The sequence below is a fragment of the Pseudarthrobacter sp. AL07 genome (genome assembly GCF_029960665.1).
GTDB lineage: Bacteria > Actinomycetota > Actinomycetes > Actinomycetales > Micrococcaceae > Arthrobacter.
This window is the reverse complement of the sequence record NZ_JASBRB010000001.1, coordinates 1-22,777: the sequence shown is the minus strand read 5'-3', so window position 1 is coordinate 22,777 and position 22,777 is coordinate 1. Positions and strand designations below refer to the sequence as shown.

Genomic DNA, 22,777 nt, shown 5'->3' with positions numbered 1-22,777 from the left:
GACCGTGACCAACTTGGAAGTAGCTCCCCAACAGGAACTTTGTCCGCCCGCCGGCCCTGAGGGGACGTCCGGACCCTGCCTCCAGATCTGGCCCGCACGGGAGGTTCCACTGGGTGGCGTGCGGGCCATGACCGTCCGGCGCACGCTGCCGCAGCGGGGTTTACCCACCATCGGCGCCTGGTGTTTCCTGGACAGTTTCGGCCCGGACCGCACCGCCATGTCCGTCCTCCCGCACCCGCATACCGGGCTGCAGACGGTCACCTGGCCACTTGCCGGGAACATCCGGCACCGGGACAGCGTGGGCAGCGATGTTGTGGTCCGTCCGGGTGAGCTGAACATCATGACCGCCGGGCACGGGGTGTCCCACTCGGAGTTCGCCGTCCGGCTGGATCCCGACGCCGCCGCGCAGTTGCCCGTGCAGCGCGGCCTGCAACTCTGGGTAGCGTTGCCGGAGGCTGAACGCCACCGCGAACCCGCGTTCGAGCAGCACCGGGAACTGCCCTCGGTGACGGGGCCGGGTTTCACTGCGACTGTGATGGTGGGCGAATTCGCCGGGGCGGTGTCACCGGCCACGATGTACTCCCCCATTGTCGGGGCAGACATCTCCTGCGCTGGGCCGACCGTCCTGCCACTGAACGCACACTTTGAGCATGCCGTGCTGGTGCTCGACGGCGGGCTGACGCTGGACGGGCACGCGGTCCCGCCCGGTCCGCTGGGCTACCTGGGCGCGGGACGCCCCGCACTGGAGTTCCAGGCCCTGCCCGGAACCCGGTTCCTCCTGATCGGCGGGGAGCCGTTTCAGGAGGAACTCCTGATGTGGTGGAACTTCGTGGGCCGCACCCACGACGAAGTGGAGCAGGCACGTCAGGACTGGGAAGCGCAGGCGGCACTGGCCGACGATGCCGCGCGTGGGGCACGCTACGGGCTGGTTGAGGGGCACGGACCGGACGCAGGCGCCGAAACCGGACGCATCCCCGCCCCCATCATGCCGGCCGTCAGGCTGACACCACGGAAGCGGTCAGTGGGCCCCTGACCCTTCCGAGACCAGCTTTAGCGCGCCGAACACGGGGTCCTGGTCCAGGACACGGACATCGATTACGCCGGCGGCAGCCAGATGGCTCCGGAAAGACTCCTGCAGGGGGACCACGTTCATGCCCAGTCCGCCGCCGAGAATAACGGGACCGTCGATGCCAAGCTTCTGCAACGTCTGGGCAGTCAGGCCCGCGAGGTCCTTGCCGGCCTGGTCCAGCAGCTCCTGGCACGCCGGGTGGCCGGCTGCTGCCGCGTCCACCACCAGGCGTGCCTGCTGGGCCCAGAACCGGCGGCCGGTATCCGGAGAATGAAAGAGCGCAATCAGCCGGTTGGGGTGCTGCACTCCGCACGAGGCAAGCAGAGCCTCGGTCAGCTGGTCCGCTGGGAGTCCCTGGTTCATCCGGCGCAGGCTGTGCCGCACCGCCTCACGGCCCAGCCAGTATCCGCTGCCTTCATCTCCAAGCAGGTAGCCCCAGCCGCCGGCCCGGGCCTCGTCGCCGGCGGCGTTCCGTCCCCAGGCTGCGGAGCCGGTTCCTGCGATCACGGCCACACCCGTGCTGGCGCCGCCCGCGGCCAGCAGCAGCCGCGAATCGTGGACCACCGTGACCTTGGCTCCCGGAACGTGCGGTTCTATCAGCGCGGCAAGGGCGGCGGCGTCGTCGTCGGTGTCAATGCCCCCGGCCCCCGCATAGACGTGGGCCACCTGGCCGCCGCCGATCCGGGAGAAGAGATCCGCGAGGTTCAGTGCCGCCTGGTTGCGGCTGACGTTCTGGACGTTGGAACTGCCGGCGGACTCGTCGGCGACGGCTGCTCCGTCCTCAAACCTGACGCCGCGGGTCTTTGTACCGCCGATGTCCAGGCCGATGATGACCCCCGCGAGGGGACCCGGGGCGGACGCGGCGCCGCCCGCCTGGTGGTTTCCGGGCAATGCGGTCTGGTGGTGCTCGCTGTCAGTCACGCACCCAGCCTACTGAAATGCCGCCGGCGAATCGCGGCCGGGCCGCGGGACGCCGTCGTGTCTGAACGCCGTGGCGCCCTATCCGCTCCCTGAACGGGCGGCCACCAAGCCCGCCAACAATTGCGGACCCTCCTGCAGGACCATCTCGCGGAAGAACCGGACGGGATCGGGCTCGGCATCGGGGCCGGGTTTCCGGCGCCGCCAGCCCAGCCCGATCTCGCGGTATGCAAGCCCGGATTCCAAGGCAAGCTCGACCCAGCCCAGGTTCCCCGTTTCCGGGCTGACACGGCGCCCCGGCGCATTGCCGCCGGGCGGCAGGATGCTGACACCAAGGCCCGCGGCGACCAGACCACGGGCTGTGTGGGTGTCCTGGCTTTCGAACGCGATCCGCGGCCGGAATCCTGCCTCGCGGAACAGCGTATCGGTCAGTGACCGCATGCCGTACCCCGGCTCCAGCGCCACGAAGGGGTCCCGGCGGATGTCCTGCACGCCGACGCTGCCCCGGCCTGCCAGCGGATGGCCGTGGTGAACCACCAGGCGGAGGGGCTCACGGTAGAGCGATGCCGAGGCGATGATGCTGCTTGCGGACGGAACCGGTGCTGTCAGTGACAGATCCGCCTGGCCCGAGGCGAGCTCCGCGAGGCAGGTGTCCCGTGCCCCCTGTCGGAGGATGAAGCCGGCCTCCGGGTGGCGGCTGCGGAAGGCGCTGATGAGCAGGGGCAGGGTGGCCTCGCCGAACGTGTGCTGAAAGGAGAGTGCCACTTTTCCCCGCACCACGTCCGACTCGTGCCGGACCAGGTCCAGCCCGGCCTGGAATTCGGTGAGGGCCGACTCGATGTATGGGAGCAGGGTCCGGGCGGCCGCCGTGAGGCGGATGCCCCGTCCGTCCCGGATCAGCAGTTCGGTTCCGACGACGGCGCTGGCCCGGGACAGTGCCCGGCTCACCGTGGACTGGGGTACTCCAAGTAGCTCGGCCGTTTCCGTGACGTGCTGGGTCCGGCCCAGTTCAGCCAGGATAGGCAGCAGCGGCAGGAGCTTCACCAACTGCTTGTGGTCGGCATCCATTGGCCCCACCTCTCCAAACGTTCCACTATTGACATGAATTGCGTCTCAAAGATGCATTGGAAGCATACATTGCGCAAGCCTACCCTTGGGCTATGCCACGAAATGCCGCAGCCGCGGGAACATTCGCTCCACCGCAGGGTGGCTGGGCGGGACATCCCAAAGGCTCCGCTGCCTACAACAAGATCCTGGCCGGCCTGGCCTTCGCGGGCGTGGCCACGTTCGCCCAGCTCTACTCAACCCAGGCAGTATTGCCGCTCCTTGCCGCAGACCTGAATGTGACCGCGGCAGAGGCGGCGTTGACCATATCGCTGGCCACTGTGGGCCTGGCCATCACCGTCATTCCCTGGTCCTTCCTCGCGGACAGGATCGGCCGGGTCAAGGCCATGGCCTGGGGCATCTCCGCTGCCACCGTCCTGGGCCTGCTGGTACCCCTCGCCCCCACGTTCGGCGCGCTGCTTGCTCTGCGGCTGCTTGAAGGAATGGCGCTGGGCGGGATCCCGGCCATCGCCATTGCCTACCTGAACGAGGAAGTGAACAGGGCCCATGCGGCCATGGCCGCAGGCAGCTATGTTGCCGGCACAACGCTGGGCGGACTGGCCGGCCGGCTGGTGGCAGGGCCGGCAGGTGAGCTCTGGGGCTGGCGCACAGCCGCCCTGGCCGTTTCCCTGCTGGCAACAGAGTCCGCGGTACTCTTCCTCGTTCTGGTACCGCAGGCCAAGGGATTCACAGCCGCCAAAGCCTCGGGGGTCCGGGGTGCCATGGCGACGCTCGGCGGACATGTGCGCAATCCCCGGCTGCTGGCGCTCTACATCCAGGCCTTCCTCATGATGGGCGGGTTTGTAGCCGTCTACAACTACCTTGGCTTCCGCCTGTCCGCTAAGCCCTACACGCTGCCGGCCACCCTCATCAGCCTGATCTTCCTGGCTTACCTTTCGGGAACGATTTCGTCCCGCTGGGCCGGCGGGCTGACAGCGAGGTTTGGCCGCAGGAATGTGCTGCTTGCGGGCATCATCCTGATGGTGGTTGGGCTGGCACTGACGCTGACGCCGGTGCTCGCCCTGATCCTTGCCGGCCTGGTGATCTTCACCGGCGGCTTCTTCGCTGCCCACAGCATCGGTGCAGGCTGGACCGGAAGCATCGCCACCACCGGCCGTGCCCAGGCATCGTCGCTCTACAATCTGGCCTATTACCTGGGCTCGAGCGTCATCGGCTGGGCGGGCGGACTGGTGTTCCAGTCCCTGGGCTGGACGGCGCTTGCCGTGGCGATCATGGTCCTGGCGTGCATGACGGCGGTGACAGTCGCCGTCGTACATCCCCGGCGAACCCACGAAACGGCACCGCCCGGCACACGAGACCGAACGCAAGCCGCAGGGCACTAGAACTATCCGCCATTAAATGGCAAGTGTGTCTGGCGATTGTTCGGCAGGGATGGTTGCGTTCCGGGGTGATCAACAGGAATCCGGCGTCTAGGATGAACTGACGGACATTCAAGGAGATTCCATGAGCAGCAACCCAAAAAGCATCCGGCCGGCCAGCCACTTTGAGCCGCTCGATGCCATTGATGAACGGCTTCTGGCCGCCTTGGTGGACGATGCACGGATCTCCAACAAGCAGTTGGCGGAACTCGTGGGCATTGCACCGTCCACCGCGCTCATGCGGACCCGCGCATTGTCCGAACGTGGCATTGTCCAGGGATTTGAGGCGAAGCTCAGCCTCTCGGCCATCGGCAGGTCCGTCCAGGCGCTCGTGGCCGTCCGGTTGCGGGCCCACGACAGGGACCAGATCGACCGCTTTACAGCCCGCGTTCCGCACCTGCCCGCGGTCCTCTCCACCTTCCACACGTCAGGCTCCGTGGACTACCTGCTGCACATCGCCGTTGCCAGCACCGAGGACCTGCGGGATTGGGTCCTGGACAATCTCGCCACCGACCCCGTGGTGGGCCACACCGAGACCACCCTCGTCTTTGAGCACATCCAGGGGAACCACGGCCCGCTGCCGGACTAGGCTGTCCGCTGCAGCGCTGTCCGAAGCGTGACGGCGGACAGCGCCAGTGCGGCGGCGCTGCACAGCACGACGAAGCCCGTGACCGCCGTCGGCAGCCCCAACACCGCTGTGGCCCAGCCCAGTCCAATGACCGGCACCGCGCTGCCCAGGTACGTGATGACATAAACGGTGCTGATGACCTGGGCGTGCTGTGACGATTCCACCTTGGCGGCCACATCATTGAAGACCGTGCGGAAGGCGACCCCCTGTCCCAGCCCCGCGCAGACGCTGGCGGCGGCCAGCAGCAGCGGACTGCTCCAGGCGGCCGCGGCAGCCAGGAGCAGCACCGAGGCTCCCAGGACCGCCAGCCCCGCGGGCACCACAAAGCGTCCCCGCACGGACAGTACCTGGCTCAGCGCCGAGGCCGCGAGCGTCATCCCGGCCAGGGCGCCGATCAACGGCCGTGAATCGGTCTGAATGATGGGGGCGAAATAGGCCGGTGCCAGCGACAGGCAAAATCCAAAGACGGAGAAGCTGAGGAATCCGACGGCGGCTGCGAGCCAGAACGCGCCCCGCGCTTCGGTGGACACCGAAGGCCGGCGGGGCGCCAGGACCAGGACGGGGCGCGGGCCAGCCGGAGGCTTGATGGCCGGCCGGGCCTGAAGCAGGTAGAGCGGCACCAGCATTGCTGCCAGGACCAGCGAGTGAACGTAGTACGGGGCGGTGGTGGTCCCCGGCAGCAGCGACAGCAGGCCGCCGATGACCGGACCGGCCGCCACTCCACCCGCCGTAGCCAACAGGGTGAAGCGTGTGGCCCACTCCGGCCGGGACGGGAGCAATTCCCGCAGCGCGGCGGCACTGGCACCGGTAGCCAAGGCAACGGCCACGCCCTGAAGGGCCCGTCCGGCCGAAAGCGCCACCAAGTTTCCGGCCTGTGAGAAGACCCAACTGCCCGCCAGCCCGGCCAGTACAGCCAGTATGAGCGCCGCCCGCCGGCCGATGTGGTCCGACCAGTGGCCGGCCAACATCAATGTGGCCACCAGCGCCAGGACATAGCTGGCAAAGGCCGCCGTGACCCCAAGTGCCGAGAGGCCAAGGTTTGCCTGGAGCAGCGGATACAGGGGCGTGGCCAGGTTCGCTCCGACCAGCAAGGTGAAGATGACGGCACCTGCCATCACCAGCCGTGCCGTGGTGGATGCATCCCAGCCCTGACGCCCGGCTGTGGCCGGACGCATACGGAGTTCATTAAAGACTGTCATTGCTGCTGCCTTGGCGTCGACCGGGGCGGGAGGTCCTTGTGGGAAGCCGCCCCGGATGGGAATTGATACCTACAGAATGCTTCATGGCTGACTGATTGGGCGTAAGTTCGTGGAATAATTGAGCAAAGTACGCAATTTTTGGTGCCTCCAATAACTGAAAGTGACAGTTTGCCTACCCTTGATCCCACGGATCTGAAGATCCTCGTGGAACTCATCCGCGATCCCCGCATCCAGATCGGCGAGTTGGCCGAGGCGCTGGGGATCGCGCGCAACACAGCGCAGTCGCGTGTCCGGCGCCTGCTCCGCGCCGGGGTGCTCCACGACGGCGGCCGCGAGATCGACCTTGAGTCGGTGGGGTACGACGTCGTCGCCTTCGTCACGATCGAAGTGACGCACCGGGAACTGGACGGAGTTGTGGGCGCCCTCCGGCTGCTCCCCCAGGTCCTGGAGGTCCATGAGATCTCGGGGCGAGGTGACGTGTGGTGCCGGGTGGTGGCCACCGATACGCACAATCTGCAGTCCGCCCTCCGCCAGATCCTCCGCATCAAGGGCGTCATCCGGACCGAGACTGTACTGGCTCTCCACACGCACATTCCGTACCGGACCGAACCCCTCATCAGCCGCCTCGCACAGGCCGTGCCCGGCACCCCAACACGGCCCAAGTAATTGTCCGGGCGCGGCGGCGGCTCCCCTGATGGCAGTTAGGATTCGAGCATGGATTGGCTTTCACATATTTCACAGATCAACTGGCTCGCCGTGGCACTGGCCTTCATCTCGAGCATGGCCATCGGCTTTGTCTGGTACATGCCAGCAGTGCTGGGAAAGCGTTGGATGGCCGCCATCGGAAAGACTGAAGAGGACCTGAAGAACATAGGCGGCGGCGCGGGGATCTGGGTTCCCATGATGGTTGCGGCCGCTGTGACTGCCATCCTGCTGGCGGTCCTGATCAGCACGCTGGGCCTGGATAGCGCAGCGGCGGGCGGCTGGTTCGCCCTGGTACTCGCGCTGGTGTTCCGCGCCGGCGGGCATGTCATCCATAACGGGTTCGCCGGCCGCCCGACCGCTGTCACGCTGATCGATTCCGGACACGATCTGCTCGCCATGACGGTGTCCGGCGCCATCATCGGGACCATGTCCTGACGTGACCATCATCGATAATGCCGTCTACGTGGACGGCGTCCGCAGTGCGGAACCTGAGAGCCTGGAACAGACCTTCGAAACCCTCGCCGAGCACGGGGGCATGGCCTGGATCGGGCTGTACCGGCCCACGGCGGCGGAAATGACGGCCGTGGCCACCGAATTCGGGCTGCATGCACTGGCCGTGGAGGACGCCGTTTCGGCGCACCAGCGGCCCAAGCTTGAACGCTACGAGGACAATCTTTTTACGGTGCTGCGCCCGGCGCGGTACCTGGACGCCACCGAGACCGTGGAGTTCGGCGAACTGCACATCTTCACCGGCCGGAATTTCGTGGTCACCATCCGCCATGCTGAAATGGCCGGCGTTGCCCGGGTCAGGCGGCGCCTTGAAGGCCGCCCCGACCTGCTCCGGCACGGCCCGGAAGCCGTTCTCTACGCCCTGCTGGACCTTGTGGTGGACGACTACGCACCGGTGGTGGCCGGGCTGGAAAACGACATTGACGAGATCGAGGACCAGCTCTTCAGCGGGGACACCACCGTCTCCCGCCGCATCTATGAACTGGCCCGCGAAGTCATCCAGTTCCAGCGCGCCATCCATCCCCTGCCGGACATGATGCAGCAGCTCAAAAGGGGCTTTGAAAAGTACGGCGTGGACTCTGAACTGCAGCACAGCCTGCGGGACGTCGAGGACCACGTGAAGCGGGTCATCTCGCGTGCGGATTCATTCCGTGACCTGCTGCAGAACGCCCTCACGCTGGACGGAACGCTGACCGCCAACCGGCAGAACCAGGCCAGCGCCGAACAGAACGAACAGGTCAAGAAGATCTCCTCGTGGGCGGCGATCTTCTTCGCGCCTTCCTTCGTGGCCGGCGTCTACGGCATGAACTTCGACCACATGCCCGAACTCCACTGGGCCCTTGGCTATCCGATGGCCATCGCGCTGATGGCAGGTACCGCCGCCCTGATGTACACCATTTTCAAGAGGAAAGGCTGGCTGTAGGGCCCGAGGCTGCGGGGCCCCCGGACTTCGCCGAGCCTCAGGCGACGTGGAGTTCCACGCTCCCCTGGCCTGAGTCTGCAGCGCTGAATACCAGACGCCGGTTGGCAATTTTCTCCGTAAAGAAACGGTCGTGGCTGACCACCACCACTGCACCCGGGAAATGCAGCAGGGCACGCTCCATGACCTGGGTGCTGGAGAGGTCCAGGTGGTTGGTGGGCTCATCCAGCAGCAAGACCGAAGCACCCGAGAGCAGGCATTGGGCCATGGCCACCCGGGCGCGTTGGCCGCCTGAGAGGTTGCCGATCTTTTGCTTGAGATCAGCTTCGGAGAACTGGAACATAGCGAGGAACCTGTTCACCGACTTCTTCGTCGCCGTCAGGGCCAGGCTGTCAGGCATCGCGTTGACCGCATGGCTGACTGTGTCGTCGTCGTCCAGTTCTTCCAGCACCTGGTTGTACGAGACCATCCCGGCGCCCTTGGCCCAGGCCACACTGCCCGAATCGGCCGGCTCTTCGCCGGTGAGCGCCCGGAGCAGCGTGGTCTTGCCGCTGCCGTTGGACCCGATGACGGCGATCCGGTTACCGCGCCCGATCTCGAAAGTGAGGCCGCTGAACAGCGTCCTGCCCCCATAGGCCTTGCTCAGGGATTCCACCCGGCACAGGACGTCCTTGACGTACAGACCGCCGTAAATCTCCGTGATGATCTGGTCCACGGGCCGGGGCGCACGGGACTTCTTGATCCTGGCCAGCTGGTTTGAGAGTCCCTTGCCCGCCGCCTTGGCGGCTTCCCGCCGGTCCGAAATGCCTTCGGCTTCAAAGGCGAGCAGCTCGGACTCGTGGACGAACTGGCTCGCCAGGCTCTTGAGCTTGAACTGCTTGGCAACCACGTATTCGGCGAAATTGCCCGGGTATTCGTGGAGGTGGAAGTTCTCCACCTCGATAATCCGGGTGACCACGGAGTCCAGGAACTTGCGGTCGTGCGAGACGATGATCGCAGCGCCCTTGAAAGTCCGGAACCAGCCTTCGAGCCATTCGACGCCGGCCACGTCAAGGTAGTTGGTGGGTTCATCAAGCAGGAGGACGTCCGGGGCTTCCAGCAGGATCTTTGCCAGCGCTGCCCGGTTCCGCCAGCCGCCGGAGAGTTCGTCGATGGCGCAGGTGCGGTGGTGGTCGCTGAAGCCGAGGGTGGTGAGTACCTTGTCGATGCTGCGCTGGTAGTCCCAGCCATCCAGCCGGTCCATCGCCTCAAAGAGTTCGGACTGGCGGTGGATGAGTTCATCCAGCCGTGCTGCGTCCGAGGAGTCAGCGGCGATGGCCGCGTCGATGCCGGCCAGCTCGGCTTCGATCTCCTTGACGTTGGTGAACAGGCCGTCCAGGACCTCCGCGATGGTCGATTCGCCGTTCAGCTCTGAGAACTGGGAGAAGTAGGCGGCCTTGGTTCCGAGCTCGACGGCGACGGCCCCGGAATCGGGGGCCACCTGGCCCTGGATCAGCTTCAGGATGGTGGACTTGCCCGAGCCGTTCTTGCCGATCAGGCCGACCCGGTCACCTGCTTCAAGCTTGAAAAATGCTTCGCGGAGAACCTGGGTTTTGTCAAAGCTCACGTTGACGTCGTTCAGCCGGATCAAACTCATTGATGGTGTCCAATCCAGTCATGGTAAAGCGTGGAAGCGGTGGGGGTCCTGCAAGCCTATTCGAAACAAGCATCTTGCGCAGACATGGCGTTGCGCCCCGCTGGGCCGGTAGTAGCCTTGAGAGTCGCATTCCTCCCTCAAGAAAGGTAACGCGCTTGCTGGTGCTCCACGCGTTCTGGTCGCTCAATCGTGGCCCCGGCCTCTGGGCCGAAGACTCCGGGAAGGTGGTAAAGAGCAGAGATCAGGGACTGAAGGCCGCCCGACCCCATCCTTTCGCCGCGTCGGCCGACGTCGTCGCTGCACTGGCGGCCGGCGAGCTTGGGAGTACTCCGCTGCTGTTGCCTTCGCTAAGGCACGCGCCGCTGGACTCTCCCGAGATAGTGCGCATCACACCGCGTCCCGCGAGCTCAACCGGTCCGTCCCTGTTGCCCTGGACGGTGCCCGTCGTGTGGGTCAATCCTGCTGCCGTCATCGCCTCTGGTGACGAGCTTGGCCAGGGTCTGGCGTCCACACTGTTTCCTGAGCGGTTTCCGGACGACGAAATCGACTCACGGGGCGACGTACGTATCGCTGCTTCCGTGCGGTTTCTCGGCGAAGTGGGGCGATTTGCCGACGAACTCGCAGAACGGGGCCGAGTGCTCCCGGGGATCGCCTGGGCCTCCAACGAATCCGATGACTCTCTCGTGGCCGAGGCGCGGTGGCGGGCGGTGCTGCGGGGGCCTGACGCGCTCGCATTCGGCGATCTCATTGCCAGCATGCCGCCCGTATTCCGGGCAGAACCGGGCTCGGAGGATGCGGGTGAGCTGGCCGCCTCGGCCCTCCACGCCTTCACCGATGCCGCGGTTCGGGCCCGGCTGCCGCGCGAGTTGCCGATGCTGCCTCCGCACCGGGGGCGGAAACCCCTGCAACCGCGCGCTGCTGAGGCATGGCTGGAGGCGCTTCATATGGCGGACGCCCGCGTCCAGGTCCCGGCGCAGGCAGTTGGTGAGCTGGAGCAGGGGCTCGCGCCTTGGAATGAGTATGCGCGCGAGTCCAATGCTCCGGCCCGGGCAACATTCCGGCTCAGCGAGATTCCAGGCACGGAGGACGTCGGGGAAGACCCGCTCCTTTCGGCAGATGTGCCCGAGCATGCATCCGCCGCCGGTGCATCCCTGGAGGTGCCTGCTTGGCGGCTGGAGTTCCTGCTTCAGTCCTCCGCAGACCCCAGCCTGCTTGTGGCGGCCGAACAGGTGTGGCGCGACGGCGGCGCCTTGGCCCGCTGGCTTGGCCGCCCGCAGGAGGTGCTGCTCGCTGAATTGGGCAAGGCCGTCCGCGTCTACCCCGCCTTGGAACCAGGGCTTCGGCAGTCGCGACCCGCAGGGCTCAACCTTGACTCGAGTGACGCGTTCGCATTCCTCCAGGATGGGGCTCCAGCCTTGGACGAGGCCGGTTTCGGAGTGCTGCTGCCCTCATGGTGGGACAAGCGCACGAAGCTGGGCCTGAAGCTCTCGGCGTCAACGCCGATGGAGGACGGTACCGGCACGGCACCCGCCTTTGGCCGGGAGCAACTGTGCGACTTCCAGTGGAGCATCGCCGTCGGCGACCACACCCTTACCGATGAAGAGATCAGCGCGTTGGCCGAGGCGAAGGCTCCGCTGGTTCGGCTGCGGGGGCAGTGGATGACCGTCAATGCGGAGCAACTGCGTCTTGGCATCGATTTCCTGCAGCGCGAGGAGGCCGGGCGCGGCACGGTGGCGGATGTTCTTCGCCTTGCCGCCGCGCATCCCGACGAACTTGAGCTGCCGCTGGAGGTCGCCGGCGTCACGGCCGACGGCTGGCTGGGAGCCCTGCTGGACGGCTCTGCGGACGCGAGGATTCAGCCGGTCTCCCCACCGGCGAGCTTTCGGGCCACGTTGCGCCCGTACCAGGAACGTGGCCTGGCATGGCTGAATTTCCTCGCCACACTGGGTGTCGGTGCCTGCCTCGCCGATGACATGGGGCTTGGCAAGACCGTTCAGCTGCTGGCATTGGAAGCGGTGCACCGTGAGGCGAATGCCGAGGCCGGCCCCACCCTGCTGGTGTGCCCGATGTCCCTGATCGGCAATTGGGAGGCCGAGGCAGCAAAGTTCGCGCCCGGGTTGCGGTTGCGGGTGCACCACGGATCGGACCGGTTGCGCGGCGAGGACTTCGGCGCAGGCCTGGACGGAATCGACATCCTCATCACAACATACACAACGCTGACGCGCGATCTAGAGCTGTTCGAGGCCGTCACCTGGAACCGTGTGGTGCTCGATGAGGCGCAGGCGGTGAAGAACAGGCTTTCCCGCGCGGCAAAGGCCGTGAAACGCCTTACCGCCACCCATCGGATAGCCCTCACCGGCACTCCGGTGGAGAACCGGCTCGGCGAGATGTTCTCGATCATGGACTTCCTGAACCCCGGGATATTGGGTTCGGCGGAGTTGTTCCGCACCCGTTATTCCATACCGATTGAACGCCACCGCGACCCGGCAGCGGCCGAGAGGGTGCGGGCGCTCACCCGGCCATACCTCCTGCGGCGCGTGAAGACCGATCCGGCCATCATTGACGACCTGCCGGAGAAAATCGAGATCAAGCAGTACTACACCCTGACGAACGAGCAGGCGTCGTTGTACCAGTCCGTCGTCGACGACATGATGGAGAAGATCGAGGAGTCCGACGGGATCGCACGGCGCGGAAACGTGCTGGCCGCGATGGCGAAGCTCAAGCAGATCTGTAACCATCCGGCCCAGTTGTTGCACGACCGCTCCGCCGTTGGGCAACGCAGCGGCAAGGTGATCCGGCTGGAGGAGATTCTGGAGGAGATCATTGCCGAGGGCGACAAGGTGCTGTGCTTCACCCAGTACACCGAGTTCGCCGAGATGTTGGTGCCGCACCTCGCGGCCCGCTTCGACACCGACGTCGCCTATCTGCACGGCGGCACTTCCCGGCAGAACCGGACCGAGCTGGTGCGCCGCTTCCAGTCGGACGACGGGCCGCCGATCTTCCTGCTCTCGCTGAAGGCCGGCGGCACGGGACTCAACCTGACGGCCGCGAACCATGTCATCCACCTTGACCGCTGGTGGAACCCGGCGGTCGAGAATCAGGCCACCGACCGGGCCTTCCGGATCGGGCAGAAACGGCGTGTGCAGGTGCGCAAGTTCATCTGTCGCGGCACACTGGAGGAGCGGATCGACAACATGATCGAGGAGAAGGCGGCGTTGGCGAACATGGTGGTGGGCGACGGCGAGGGCTGGCTCACCGAGCTGTCCACCCAGAGCCTGCGCGAACTGTTCGCCCTGTCCAAGGAGGCCGTCAGTGAGTAGAGGCCCTTACGAATCGCCGTTCTTTCCCCCGTCGAGCCCGCGCAGCGTCGAGGGCGGCGTCAAGGCCCGGAGCGTGCGGGGCGCCATCGGCACGAGCTGGTGGTCGGGACGGTTCATCGACGTGTTGGAGAGTCTTGGCGTGGGCGGGCGGCTGCAGCGTGGCCGCAACTACGCCCGCCGCGGGCAGGTGATCTCGCTTGACATCGATGCCGGCACCGTCGTCGCGAGCGTCCAGGGCTCACGGACAAAACCTTACCGCGTACGGATCGGCATCACTGCGTTCGGAAAGGCACAGTGGGCGGCGGTGGAGGAGGCACTCGCCGGCAACGCCTGGTACGTGGCGACCCTGCTGGCGGGAGAAATGCCGGCCGACATCGAAGACGTCTTCGCCGCAGTCGGTCTGTCACTGTTCCCCCGTAGTGCAGGCGAGCTCAGCCTGGACTGCTCCTGCCCCGACTGGGAAGTGCCGTGCAAGCACCTGGCGGCGGTGTTCTACCTGCTGGCCGAACAGTTCGACGACGACCCCTTCCGTATCCTGGCCTGGCGCGGACGCGAACGCGAGGATCTGCTGGGACGGATGCACGCGGCGGACGCCGTTGGCGGGAATGAGAAGCGTACGGGCGCCCCTCTCACGGAAGTGCTGGACACCTTCTTTGTCTCGCCTGTGCAGGTTCCTGCGCGACGCAGCTCTGCGGTCGGGGGACTGCTGATGGACCAGGTTCCGCCGGTGGATGTCACGGTCCGCTCGCGTCCGCTCGCCGAAGTTTTGCGACCGGTTTATGCTGCGCTCCGGGCATCCGCTGAACGCGACTGAGCACGCTGGCGCGATATCGTCCAGATCTGGGCGTATGCGGCGGTCGACGCCCAGATCAAGTTCATCCCTCGGCTACATCACTTACTCAGGCGAGGAATACGACGGACGCCACGATGCGATCATTGACGACGAATCCTTCGCCGAAGTCCGTCGGCTCATGGCCACCAGGACATCTGCTGGCGAACGCCGCCGTATCCATTCCATCACCATCACCTCAAAGGCACGTCGACGTAACTGGGCACGTACTGCACAAGCCATTCGCGGAGCTTCCGACCATCCAAAGGGACCCAGAACCTAATTGCCAGCGGCCTGCTCGAGCCGGACGCGATCCGCGAACCCCCACAGAATGCGGAAGCTAGGTTGTCATTCCCGGATGTCGCTACCTTCAGCAGACTACTCACGCAGGGCCCCGGTCTGGGGCCGTCCGGGAACCGTTCGTGTCTGCGGAACGGGTCCAAGGAAAGGAGCGCCGGGGCCGGTTGCTTTGACCACCAGGACGGCGAGGAGGCTCGTAACAGGGATGGCGAGCACCAGCCCCACCGAACCCACCAAGGTCCGGACCACTTCCTCGGACATCTCGATGCAGGTCAACGCCTCGCCTAGAGGGCGGCTGTAGAGCATCACAATGATCATGATGGGAAGGGCGGCGCCTGCGTAGGCGAACGCGATCGTACAGACGGTGGAGACAATGTGATCGCGTCCGATCCGCATTGCGGAGCTGAAGAGCTTGCGGGCGGAGGTTTCCGGAGCCAGTTCGTAAAGTTCCCATACGGCGGACGCTGTACTTCGAGGTCGCCGCCGCGGTTCTGACGGTAATGGGAAGCGACCTGGGCCAGGTCGCGGACGCCATTGCGCTCTCGCGGCGGACGCTGGCGACGATTCGAACCAACCTGCTCTGGGCGTTCTTCTACAACGCCGTCGGCACCCCGGTCGTGGCCCTGGGTTTGCTTAATCCGATGATCGCAGGAGCCGCGATGGCAGCCGGCTCAGTCCTGGTTGTCAGCACCTCTTGCGGCTGCGTCGTTTCTCCGGCCAGAAGACGACCGGGACGTCGGTCATGCCGGCGTCCACACCCGTCCGCTGATAGGCATCCTGGTGCCTGTCGCGGGGTGACCGATCCTGCGCGGGCATGGAGAAGGCCGGTGATGCGCTGCCCCCAAGGCACCGAATCACCGGCCTTCACGTTCCTATTTAGCCCGCGCGGACGAAGGTGACAGAGCCTTTGGCCGTCATCCATGTCAGGGGGTGGACGGCAGTTTCGTTCTTGCCGTTCAGCCCGGAACTGAGGACCTGTCCGTTGCCAACATAGATACCCACGTGTCCGGGCTGCATCACCATGTCCCCGGGCTGCGGGTCCGTCACGACTGTGCCGTAGTTCATGAAATCCATAGGACCCAGGTCGCCGACGGGAATCCCTGCGGCGCCAAGTGCCTGTTCAACCAGCCTGGTGCAGTCCTGGATCATGCCGATCTGGGCGTAAGCGGCAGAAACCATGGCCGCGTTCACCCCTCCCGCGGCCGAAGCAGCCACTGGCGCAGCAGCAGGGGCTACGGTGATCGTTGCTTTCGCCGGCGCGGCGGAAACTGCCGGCGCGGCCGCGGGGGCGGCTGCGGGTTTAGGTGCCTCGACGACGGGGGCCGGCGTGGTGCTGATTTCCGGGCGCTCGTAGGAAATCGTGACCGTGGCATCGGCGCTGAACTGGGCAGGTGCCTGACTGGTGATTTCCAGGTTCGACGTCGGTTCCGCGTCCCGCTGCTGGGGTGCTTCTGCCGCCTGGGCGGCGATGCCGCTAGTCAGGACCAGACCGGAAGCTGCAGCAATAACGGCTGCTTGACGTCCGACAGTTCCGGCGTTGGCGGCCATCGATTTGGTCAATCCGGTGAGCGGGCTGGTGGGGGTGATGGCGGCGCGGCGGCGGCCATGGGTTTTGAGCGTAGACATGAAGAGACCTCTCCCAATGCCTACGAGGTGAGCTGTCGGATTCGGATGGGAGACACCCGGCCGCATGTTCCTGCACGAAGGCAGTACAGCGGCTTCACCCCAAGGCCTGCCCGAAGCAAGCCAAAAATTGGGTTCCCCGTCTCTGCCGGACGAAATATGCGAAAGGATCCCGGGCAGCGGCAGAGTTCGGCAATCAGCTCGGGAGTGCCGAACTCGGAGAAAACCGGCACGGGTTCGACCCTACAGGACACCTGCCCCAATTGTCACATTTGAATAACGGACCCCAGTCAGGGGCGGCGGGTGGTGTCCGGCCTCGACGGAGTGAACGCCGCCACCGTCGAACTGGTCCCCGGCGGGACATCCCGGCTCAGTGTCACCGGCACCCATACCGAAACTGAAATCCGGGACGCCGTCACGGCCGCCGAATACAGCCTCACCAGCAGATAGTCCAACGCCCGCCCCGACGGACAGCGCCGCTGCCTCCGTCAGGGCAGACATCCCACCCAGGAGAGGGCAACAATGGAAAATCATCACCATCAAGGAGCAGACCACACCGGCCACCAGGCCCCGCAGCCTGCCCCCGGTCACGGCACGGCGTTGACCAGTCCCCCGTTACGGCACAGACGTGGCCCGTCATCGGCAAATCATTGACCTCACGTGCCTCCCGCGTCGCCGGCCGGCAACTGCCCCTCACCGTCAAAGAACGACCGTGACCGCTGCGATACGCCCATCGTTTGCAGGCATGGTCCAGGAGACACGGACCAGGCCGCCACGGCCGCCGCGATCAACAGATTCCTGTTGGACGGGACCCTCATCAGCATCACCGCGATAGCGGCCGTGGCAGACCTCAGCCGCAACTTCATCCACTCCCATGAGAACCTGCTCCACCAGCTTGACGCCGCCCGCCAAACCCAAGCCGATGCCCACGTCCCCCGTCAAAGACAGCCGACCCCCGGGGCGGCAGGGCGCGAACTCGCAGAGATGTGTGCCTAGGCGAGCAAATCGAAACAGCCACAAGAGCCAAGGACCCGGACGCTACACCGATCACAGCTGCCGAAAAAGAACATGCAACGGAAGAAAACCGGATACTGCGTAAACAGGTTGAGGTCCTTGGACGCCGAGTTAACGATCTCCGGGATGATCTCACCGCCGAACGCCGCGGTGCCCGGTCTTGATCATCCGATATCGAACAAACGTCCGCCTCGTTGCCCCTATCCCTTGTCGGCGTAGCTCCGCCAAGCCCTGGGGAACCGGGCCCAAACGCATCGATCCGGGACTGCGGACCCTCGCACCGAAGATGTTTCACCCGCCGGCGCAAGGTCCGGCGAGCCGCTGGCCGAACAACACGCCGTGGGCCGTCAAACGCGAAGAAGGTGGGGGTCCGAAAACTTTACGGGGCGGGTGTAACTTTTCGGCTCCCTGCATCGATTACATAACTGGAGGGCTGGGGCTCTCAGCCGGTCACGGCTAACTCTTTCTTGGCCTTGGAGGTCTCATGTCATTCTTCACCGCGCTGGTCACCAGCAAAATCGCTGCCGGCGCTCTGGCCGCCGGAACCCTGGCCGTCGGCGGCACCGCTGCCGCCGCGTACACGGGAACCCTGCCCACACCCCTGCAGCAAAGCGCCCACAGCTTCCTCGGCGCCCCCGCAACGGCTGCCTCCACCGCCCTGGCCACCCAGGCAACAGTCCTGGCCGCCACTGAAGCCGCGGCTACCACCGAAGCAACAGCTATAGCAACGGTGGATGAGACAGTGGAGGCAACTGCCACGGAAAACCCGTTGGCCGCACCTGTGGGCCCGGACGCGACGGGACCGGCAGCCTACGGGCTCTGCCAGTCCTTCACCAACGGCGGACTCGACACGTCCTCCATCGCCTACAAGTCCATGACTGTAGCCTCTGCTGGCGAAACGAATATCACCACCTATTGCGCCACGGTAGCCTCGCCGGGAGAGTCCGCAAGCCACCGCCCGGCCGAAACCGGGCCCGCAGCAGCCACCGCCCACATCCCCGCCAGCGCGGCCGCACACGTCCCGGCCGCACCCCAGCTGCCCGCCCAGGCCGTCGTACCGGCAGCCCCCCAGCTGCCGGCCCAGGCAGAAGTGCCGGCAGCACCGCAGCAGGCTGCTACTGGCACCGCGCATAAGCCCGCTCCCGCGGGTCGCCCGTAGCAATCACCTGCTCGGCTGCTGCCCGGGAAATGCCAATAGGGGTTTTCCCGGGCCGTAGCAGCACGCGAAGGCATGGAGGACTGATGCGGACCCTGTCCTGCCTGATCGGTTAAAGTGGCTGCCGGAGGTGATTCGTGAAGGCATCGGTGACAGACACTGCCGGGCTGGTCAACACAGACCCGGCTTCGGTCTTCAACGACGCCTACCGGCAGTACTCGCCCGGGGTCTGTGCTTATTTGCGCACCCGCGGGGTGGAAGATCCCGAAGGCGTGGCCCAGGACGTATTCCTCGCTCTCTTTCCGCGGCTCGGTGACCTTCGCGGCGGGCCTGCAGGACTGCGGACCCTCATTTTCACGATTGCCCATGCACGCGCGGTAGATTCCCACCGTCGACGGGCCCGGTCGCCGATCTCCATCGAATACAACCCCGCCCGGGATGGCCGGCTCACCTCCTCAGCTGAAGACCAGGTGCTCGATAACGTGACCGGCGGCCACGCGTTGCTGGAAAACCTGCCCGAAGACTACCGGGAGGTTCTCGCCCTGCGGGTCATTGCTGAACTGTCCCTCGAGTCCACCGCCAGGATCATGAACAAATCCCCGGGAGCCATCAAGCAACTCCAGCGCCGCGCGCTGGCCCGCCTGAAGGAATCACAGCAGGAAACGAAAGGCCAGGGTAAATCGTGATGACCAATGATTTCCGCAGCGCCGGAGACCTCCATGACGTCCAGATCATCGAGGACCTGCTGGCCGAAACCGGAATGAACCACCCCGCCGATACCGGGCTGCTCAAACCGGCACTGATCCACGTCCGCGGCCTCGCTCACGGACCGCAACCGATCCCCCGGGGTGAGCTCGCCGCGCTCCTGGCGACCCTGGCCACCGGACCCGCAGCGGACACAGGTAACGTGACGAGCCTCGAAGCCCACCGCCGGAAACGGCGCACCCGGTTGGTCATCGCCGCCACAGCGCTCTCCCTGTCGCTGGGAGCCGGCGCGGCTGTCGCCGCAGTGAACCCCGAATTTCGCGACACCGTCCAGAAAGCCGTCACCGCTCTCGTGGAGACCCTCGCACCCGCTCCGAGCGACCGGCCACCAGGAACCCCGGCACCCGTTGACACCCCAGCACCCGCCACCGTGCCGGGGCACCCGACACCGCCTGGCAAAGCCATACCCAGCGGACCGCCCGCAACGCCGCCGGCAGCCTCTGGCCCGCAACGGGACGAAACGGTGCCAGTTCCTCAAACCCACCCTGGCCTCAACGGCTCCCCGTCCCCCGGGCAGCCCCCGGCACCGCTCATGCCCCAGCCAGCGGTACCGGCCCAACCCCCGGAACAGCCCACCACCAGCACACCTCCCCATCAAAGAGCGACCATCCCGGAGCCGCTCCCGGCCGCTCCCGCCACCGGCAACCACAAATAAGGGCAGACATCATGCATTTTTTTCACCGCCTGGCAGCGGCCACCGCCGCGCTTTTACTGCTGCCCATCGGGGCGGCGGAAGCCTCACCGCCCCCACGGCCCGCGGAGACCAGCATCCTTGCGCGCGACGTTGGACAGACATCCATAGCCCCGGACCCCGTGGCGGGTGAGGCGCGCTACATCGTTCGTTACGACAGGACCGCCGACGCGGCCCGGCAAACAGCTTCGCTGCAGACGCGGGGCCTGCGCGTGGGGGCTACGTTCTCGCATTCATTCAAGGGCGCCATAGTGGTGGCCACGCCGCAGAAGGCGGCCGAACTATCGGCGGTTCCGGGGGTGGCCGGGATCGAGCGGGACAAACCGGTGAAACTCGAAGCCACCGGGGACGGGGCTCCGTGGGGCCTGGACCGTACCGACCAGCGCACCTTGCCGCTCTCGGGCACCTATTCTCCGCCCGCGGGCGGGGCCGGTGTTGTCCTCTACGTGATCGATACCGGGATCTTGGCCACGCACCAGGACTTCGCAGGACGCGTGCAGGCAGGCTTTAACGCTGTCGGAGTGGGATCAACCGGCATCAACGACGGGAAGGGCACATCGGACTGCAACGGCCACGGCACGCATGTCGCCGGAATCGCGGCAGGGAACACCTATGGAATGGCCAAATCGGCGACCCTCGTCCCCGTCCGGGCGGTGGCCTGCGACGGCACCGGGTGGTACTCAGACATCATCGCCGGCCTGGACTGGATGGTCCAACAACACCAGCCAGGACAGCCCGCCGTAGCCAACCTCAGCATCGGAGGCCCCTCGGACAGCGGCCTGGATGCTGCCGTGCAGGGAGCCATCAATAACGGGATCACCGTTACCGTGGCTGCCGGTAATGCAAGCACAGACGCATGCACCGGTTCCCCAGCCCGGGTGCCCGACGCATTGACCGTGGCCGCGTCCGACATCTCGGACCGGCAAGCTTCCTTCTCCAACTTCGGAACCTGCGTGGATCTCTACGCCCCAGGCGTCCAGATCACCTCGGACTGGAACACCTCAAACTCCGCGACTGCCGTCCTCGGCGGCACATCAATGGCCGCCCCCCACGCCGCAGGAGCGGCAGCCATGATCCTCGCCCAACACCCTGCCTGGAGCCCGGCCCAGGTCTCCAGCACCATCACGTCCTCCGCGACCACAGGAATCATCACAAACCCGGGAACAGGAACACCCAACCGCCTCCTTTACACGGGACCCACCGACACCAACGGGTCCGTAGTGGCCGCGGGCGGCTTCGTCCCACGAAACCCCTACCGGGCACTGGACAGCCGCAACGGCACCGGAGGCATCAACGGACCCATCGGCCCCGGCCAGACGATCAACGTCAAAGTCACCGGACGCGGCGGCATACCGGCCACCGGAGTGTCAGCCGTAGCCCTCAACATCACCGTCACAGGCCCTTCTGCCGAGGGATTCATCACCGCCTACTCCGGGGGCACCGCGCAACCGGGCACCTCCAACCTGAACTTCGTTCCCGGCCAGACAATCCCCAATTCCGCAATCACCCCCGTAGGCGCCAACGGCACCGTCAGCTTCACGAACAACTCCCCCGGCACCCTCAATCTCATCGCCGACACATCCGGCTACTACCTCCAAGGGCCCCCGACCGCCCCGGGGGCCTTCTCCCCCATCACCCCAACCCGGCTCCTGGACACCCGCAACACCGCACCCGTCGGCGCCTACTCTTCCGTGTCCTTCCAGGCCGCCGGAGTCGCAGGGGTGCCGGCGAACGTCTCGGCTGTCGTCTTCAACCTCACCGTGACCCAGCCCCAGTCCTACGGACATATCATCGCCTACGCCTCCGGCACCCCCGTCCCGAATACCTCCAGCGAAAACTTCATCGCCGGCCAGACCATACCGAACTCCGTCACCGTCCCCATCAGCGCCGACGGCAAAATCACCCTCCTGAACAACTCACCCGGCACCACCGACCTGATCGCCGACATCGCCGGTTACTACATCGCCGGCACCCCGACCGTTCCGGGAGCCTTCGCCCCCATCACCCCGGCCCGGCTCCTGGATACCCGCAACACCACCCCCGCCGGTGCGTTTTCCTCCGTGTCCTTCCAGGCCGCTGGAGTCGAAGGGGTGCCAGCGAACGTCTCGGCCGTGGTCTTCAACCTCACCGTGGCCCGGCCCCAGACCTACGGACACATTATCGCCTTCGCCTCCGGCGCCCCCGCCCCAAACACGTCCAACGAGAACTTCGTCGCTGGCCAGACCATACCGAACTCCGTCACCGTCCCTGTCGGGACCGACGGCAAAATCACCCTTCGGAACAACTCCCCCGGCACTACCGACCTCATCGCCGATATCGCCGGATACTACCTGCCCTAAGCATCCCCGGAACACTGCACCACCCCTCCGTATCACCGAAAGTAACCCCGGACGGTGGTACTACACCCGACCTCCTACGACACCAGTGCCCCCAACCACCGAGACCAGCCGGGGGAACGGATCCGCCGGCGGCTGCAGCACCTATCAAGAACGCCCGCCCACCCCTTAGCCGATTCAACCAACACGTGCAGGGCAACGGCTGTGTCGTGGGCGACACCGGACGTCGCTCCGAAAACCAAGGATTGACGGGACACCCGGGGTAGAAGTGCCCACCAGCAGCCGCCACCCGGGAGAGGCCTTCCCCCGACTGGGTCGGCCGTCCAGGTCCACCCGGCCCACGGCGGCGGCAGCGCCTGCGGTAAGGCTCTGGGCGCCATCCCCTCCTCCACCGTGGGGTACGAGCGCCTCTACGCCTGGTGGGGCCCGTACCTGACTGCTAATGACGAGCAGGGCTTCATCGATGAACTCCTCGAGGGCCAGCCCGACGCCCACGCCTACTTCGGCCGGATGAAGCGCGAAAACCGCGTAGGCCCGGCAGTCATAGGCGAACGCACCCCGCTGCCCGAGATCTCCGCCGAAATCGTCGCAGCAGGACTGGCAGAAGACACCCTGACCTTCATCGACACCCGCTCCAACAGTGAGGTTCACGAGGGCACCGTGGTCCGGTCCCTGA

Annotated in this window: 19 protein-coding genes, 3 pseudogenes and 1 riboswitch; of the genes and pseudogenes, 16 read left to right on the top strand and 6 right to left on the bottom strand. The window is 66.0% G+C overall.

Translation table 11 applies throughout. The annotated features are described in order from the left end of the window. Window positions 1-4 precede the first annotated feature (4 nt). Window positions 5-1,033, top strand: a complete 1,029-nt coding sequence (locus QK290_RS00110) for a pirin family protein (protein ID WP_282328750.1) — start codon at window positions 5-7, stop codon at window positions 1,031-1,033. Here the strand turns inward: QK290_RS00110 and QK290_RS00105 are convergent. Next, window positions 1,019-1,960, bottom strand: coding sequence for a BadF/BadG/BcrA/BcrD ATPase family protein (locus QK290_RS00105; RefSeq protein WP_348994426.1), 942 nt, complete (start codon window positions 1,958-1,960; stop codon window positions 1,019-1,021). The two genes, QK290_RS00110 and QK290_RS00105, sit on opposite strands and share 15 nt — an antisense overlap. Before the next feature lie 108 nt (window positions 1,961-2,068). Next, window positions 2,069-3,055 (bottom strand): LysR substrate-binding domain-containing protein, encoded by a 987-nt coding sequence (locus QK290_RS00100; protein WP_282328748.1) that lies wholly within the window; start codon window positions 3,053-3,055, stop codon window positions 2,069-2,071. A 92-nt stretch (window positions 3,056-3,147) separates the two neighbouring features. Here QK290_RS00100 and QK290_RS00095 point away from each other — a divergent pair, with 92 nt between their 5' ends. Then, entirely contained in the window at window positions 3,148-4,434 is a 1,287-nt protein-coding gene (locus QK290_RS00095) for an MFS transporter (RefSeq protein WP_282328747.1), read from the top strand. 121 nt (window positions 4,435-4,555) lie between these two features. Then, window positions 4,556-5,059, top strand: a complete 504-nt coding sequence (locus QK290_RS00090) for an Lrp/AsnC family transcriptional regulator (protein WP_056344094.1) — start codon at window positions 4,556-4,558, stop codon at window positions 5,057-5,059. Here the strand turns inward: QK290_RS00090 and QK290_RS00085 are convergent. After that, window positions 5,056-6,297, bottom strand: a complete 1,242-nt coding sequence (locus QK290_RS00085) for an MFS transporter (RefSeq protein ID WP_282328745.1) — start codon at window positions 6,295-6,297, stop codon at window positions 5,056-5,058. The two genes, QK290_RS00090 and QK290_RS00085, sit on opposite strands and share 4 nt — an antisense overlap. A gap of 168 nt (window positions 6,298-6,465) precedes the next feature. Between QK290_RS00085 and QK290_RS00080 the strand changes: the two genes are divergently transcribed. From QK290_RS00080 to corA, 3 genes are read left to right on the top strand one after another with little or no spacing between them, the layout of a single operon-like run. Then, window positions 6,466-6,963 (top strand): Lrp/AsnC family transcriptional regulator, encoded by a 498-nt coding sequence (locus QK290_RS00080; protein ID WP_282328744.1) that lies wholly within the window; start codon window positions 6,466-6,468, stop codon window positions 6,961-6,963. Between the two features lie 48 nt (window positions 6,964-7,011). Next, window positions 7,012-7,437 (top strand): DUF1761 domain-containing protein, encoded by a 426-nt coding sequence (locus tag QK290_RS00075; protein ID WP_282328743.1) that lies wholly within the window; start codon window positions 7,012-7,014, stop codon window positions 7,435-7,437. Between the two features lies 1 nt (window position 7,438). Further along, window positions 7,439-8,434, top strand: a complete 996-nt coding sequence (corA, locus tag QK290_RS00070; protein ID WP_282328742.1) for a magnesium/cobalt transporter CorA — start codon at window positions 7,439-7,441, stop codon at window positions 8,432-8,434. 37 nt (window positions 8,435-8,471) lie between these two features. Here corA and QK290_RS00065 read toward each other — a convergent pair whose 3' ends face one another. Continuing rightward, window positions 8,472-10,067 carry an ABC-F family ATP-binding cassette domain-containing protein gene (locus tag QK290_RS00065; RefSeq protein ID WP_282328741.1) on the bottom strand — a complete coding sequence of 532 codons (1,596 nt, stop codon included), beginning with the start codon at window positions 10,065-10,067 and terminating at the stop codon, window positions 8,472-8,474. Window positions 10,068-10,228: 161 nt separating this feature from the next. Between QK290_RS00065 and QK290_RS00060 the strand changes: the two genes are divergently transcribed. Continuing rightward, window positions 10,229-13,387, top strand: a complete 3,159-nt coding sequence (locus tag QK290_RS00060; RefSeq protein WP_282329060.1) for a DEAD/DEAH box helicase — start codon at window positions 10,229-10,231, stop codon at window positions 13,385-13,387. Further along, window positions 13,380-14,201 carry an SWIM zinc finger family protein gene (locus QK290_RS00055; RefSeq protein ID WP_282328740.1) on the top strand — a complete coding sequence of 274 codons (822 nt, stop codon included), beginning with the start codon at window positions 13,380-13,382 and terminating at the stop codon, window positions 14,199-14,201. Before QK290_RS00060 ends, QK290_RS00055 begins: the two co-directional genes overlap by 8 nt. Before the next feature lie 393 nt (window positions 14,202-14,594). On the opposite strand, the pseudogene QK290_RS00050 reads toward QK290_RS00055, so the two are convergent. Beyond that, window positions 14,595-14,981 (bottom strand): annotated as a pseudogene (locus tag QK290_RS00050) (YibE/F family protein); the annotation flags it as partial. Window positions 14,982-14,992: 11 nt separating this feature from the next. On the opposite strand from QK290_RS00050, the pseudogene QK290_RS00045 reads away from it, so the two are divergent. Continuing rightward, window positions 14,993-15,205, top strand: a pseudogene (locus tag QK290_RS00045) (hypothetical protein); the annotation flags it as partial. A gap of 187 nt (window positions 15,206-15,392) precedes the next feature. Here QK290_RS00045 and QK290_RS00040 read toward each other — a convergent pair. Continuing rightward, window positions 15,393-16,142, bottom strand: coding sequence for an NlpC/P60 family protein (locus QK290_RS00040; protein WP_282328739.1), 750 nt, complete (start codon window positions 16,140-16,142; stop codon window positions 15,393-15,395). Window positions 16,143-16,145: 3 nt separating this feature from the next. Continuing rightward, a riboswitch (cyclic di-AMP (ydaO/yuaA leader) is annotated at window positions 16,146-16,344 on the bottom strand. A 98-nt stretch (window positions 16,345-16,442) separates the two neighbouring features. Here QK290_RS00040 and QK290_RS00035 point away from each other — a divergent pair. The 7 genes and pseudogenes from QK290_RS00035 to QK290_RS00005 form a co-directional block, all read left to right on the top strand. Beyond that, a complete protein-coding gene (locus QK290_RS00035) occupies window positions 16,443-16,589 on the top strand; it encodes a heavy-metal-associated domain-containing protein (protein WP_282328738.1) in 147 nt (48 codons plus the stop codon). 210 nt (window positions 16,590-16,799) lie between these two features. Then, window positions 16,800-17,135, top strand: coding sequence for a hypothetical protein (locus QK290_RS00030; RefSeq protein WP_282328737.1), 336 nt, complete (start codon window positions 16,800-16,802; stop codon window positions 17,133-17,135). A 502-nt stretch (window positions 17,136-17,637) separates the two neighbouring features. Next, complete coding sequence (locus QK290_RS00025) at window positions 17,638-18,312, top strand: protein tyrosine phosphatase (RefSeq protein WP_282328735.1); 675 nt, start codon at window positions 17,638-17,640, stop codon at window positions 18,310-18,312. 146 nt (window positions 18,313-18,458) lie between these two features. Then, on the top strand, window positions 18,459-18,995 hold the full coding sequence (locus tag QK290_RS00020; RefSeq protein WP_282328734.1) for a sigma-70 family RNA polymerase sigma factor: 537 nt from the start codon (window positions 18,459-18,461) through the stop codon (window positions 18,993-18,995). Continuing rightward, window positions 18,995-19,729 (top strand): hypothetical protein, encoded by a 735-nt coding sequence (locus QK290_RS00015; RefSeq protein ID WP_282328733.1) that lies wholly within the window; start codon window positions 18,995-18,997, stop codon window positions 19,727-19,729. Before QK290_RS00020 ends, QK290_RS00015 begins: the two co-directional genes overlap by 1 nt. An 11-nt stretch (window positions 19,730-19,740) precedes the next feature. Further along, window positions 19,741-22,104: a S8 family peptidase gene (locus QK290_RS00010; RefSeq protein WP_282328732.1), complete on the top strand. Its 2,364-nt coding sequence runs from the start codon at window positions 19,741-19,743 to the stop codon at window positions 22,102-22,104. A gap of 318 nt (window positions 22,105-22,422) precedes the next feature. Beyond that, window positions 22,423-22,777 (top strand): annotated as a pseudogene (locus QK290_RS00005) (MBL fold metallo-hydrolase); the annotation flags it as partial.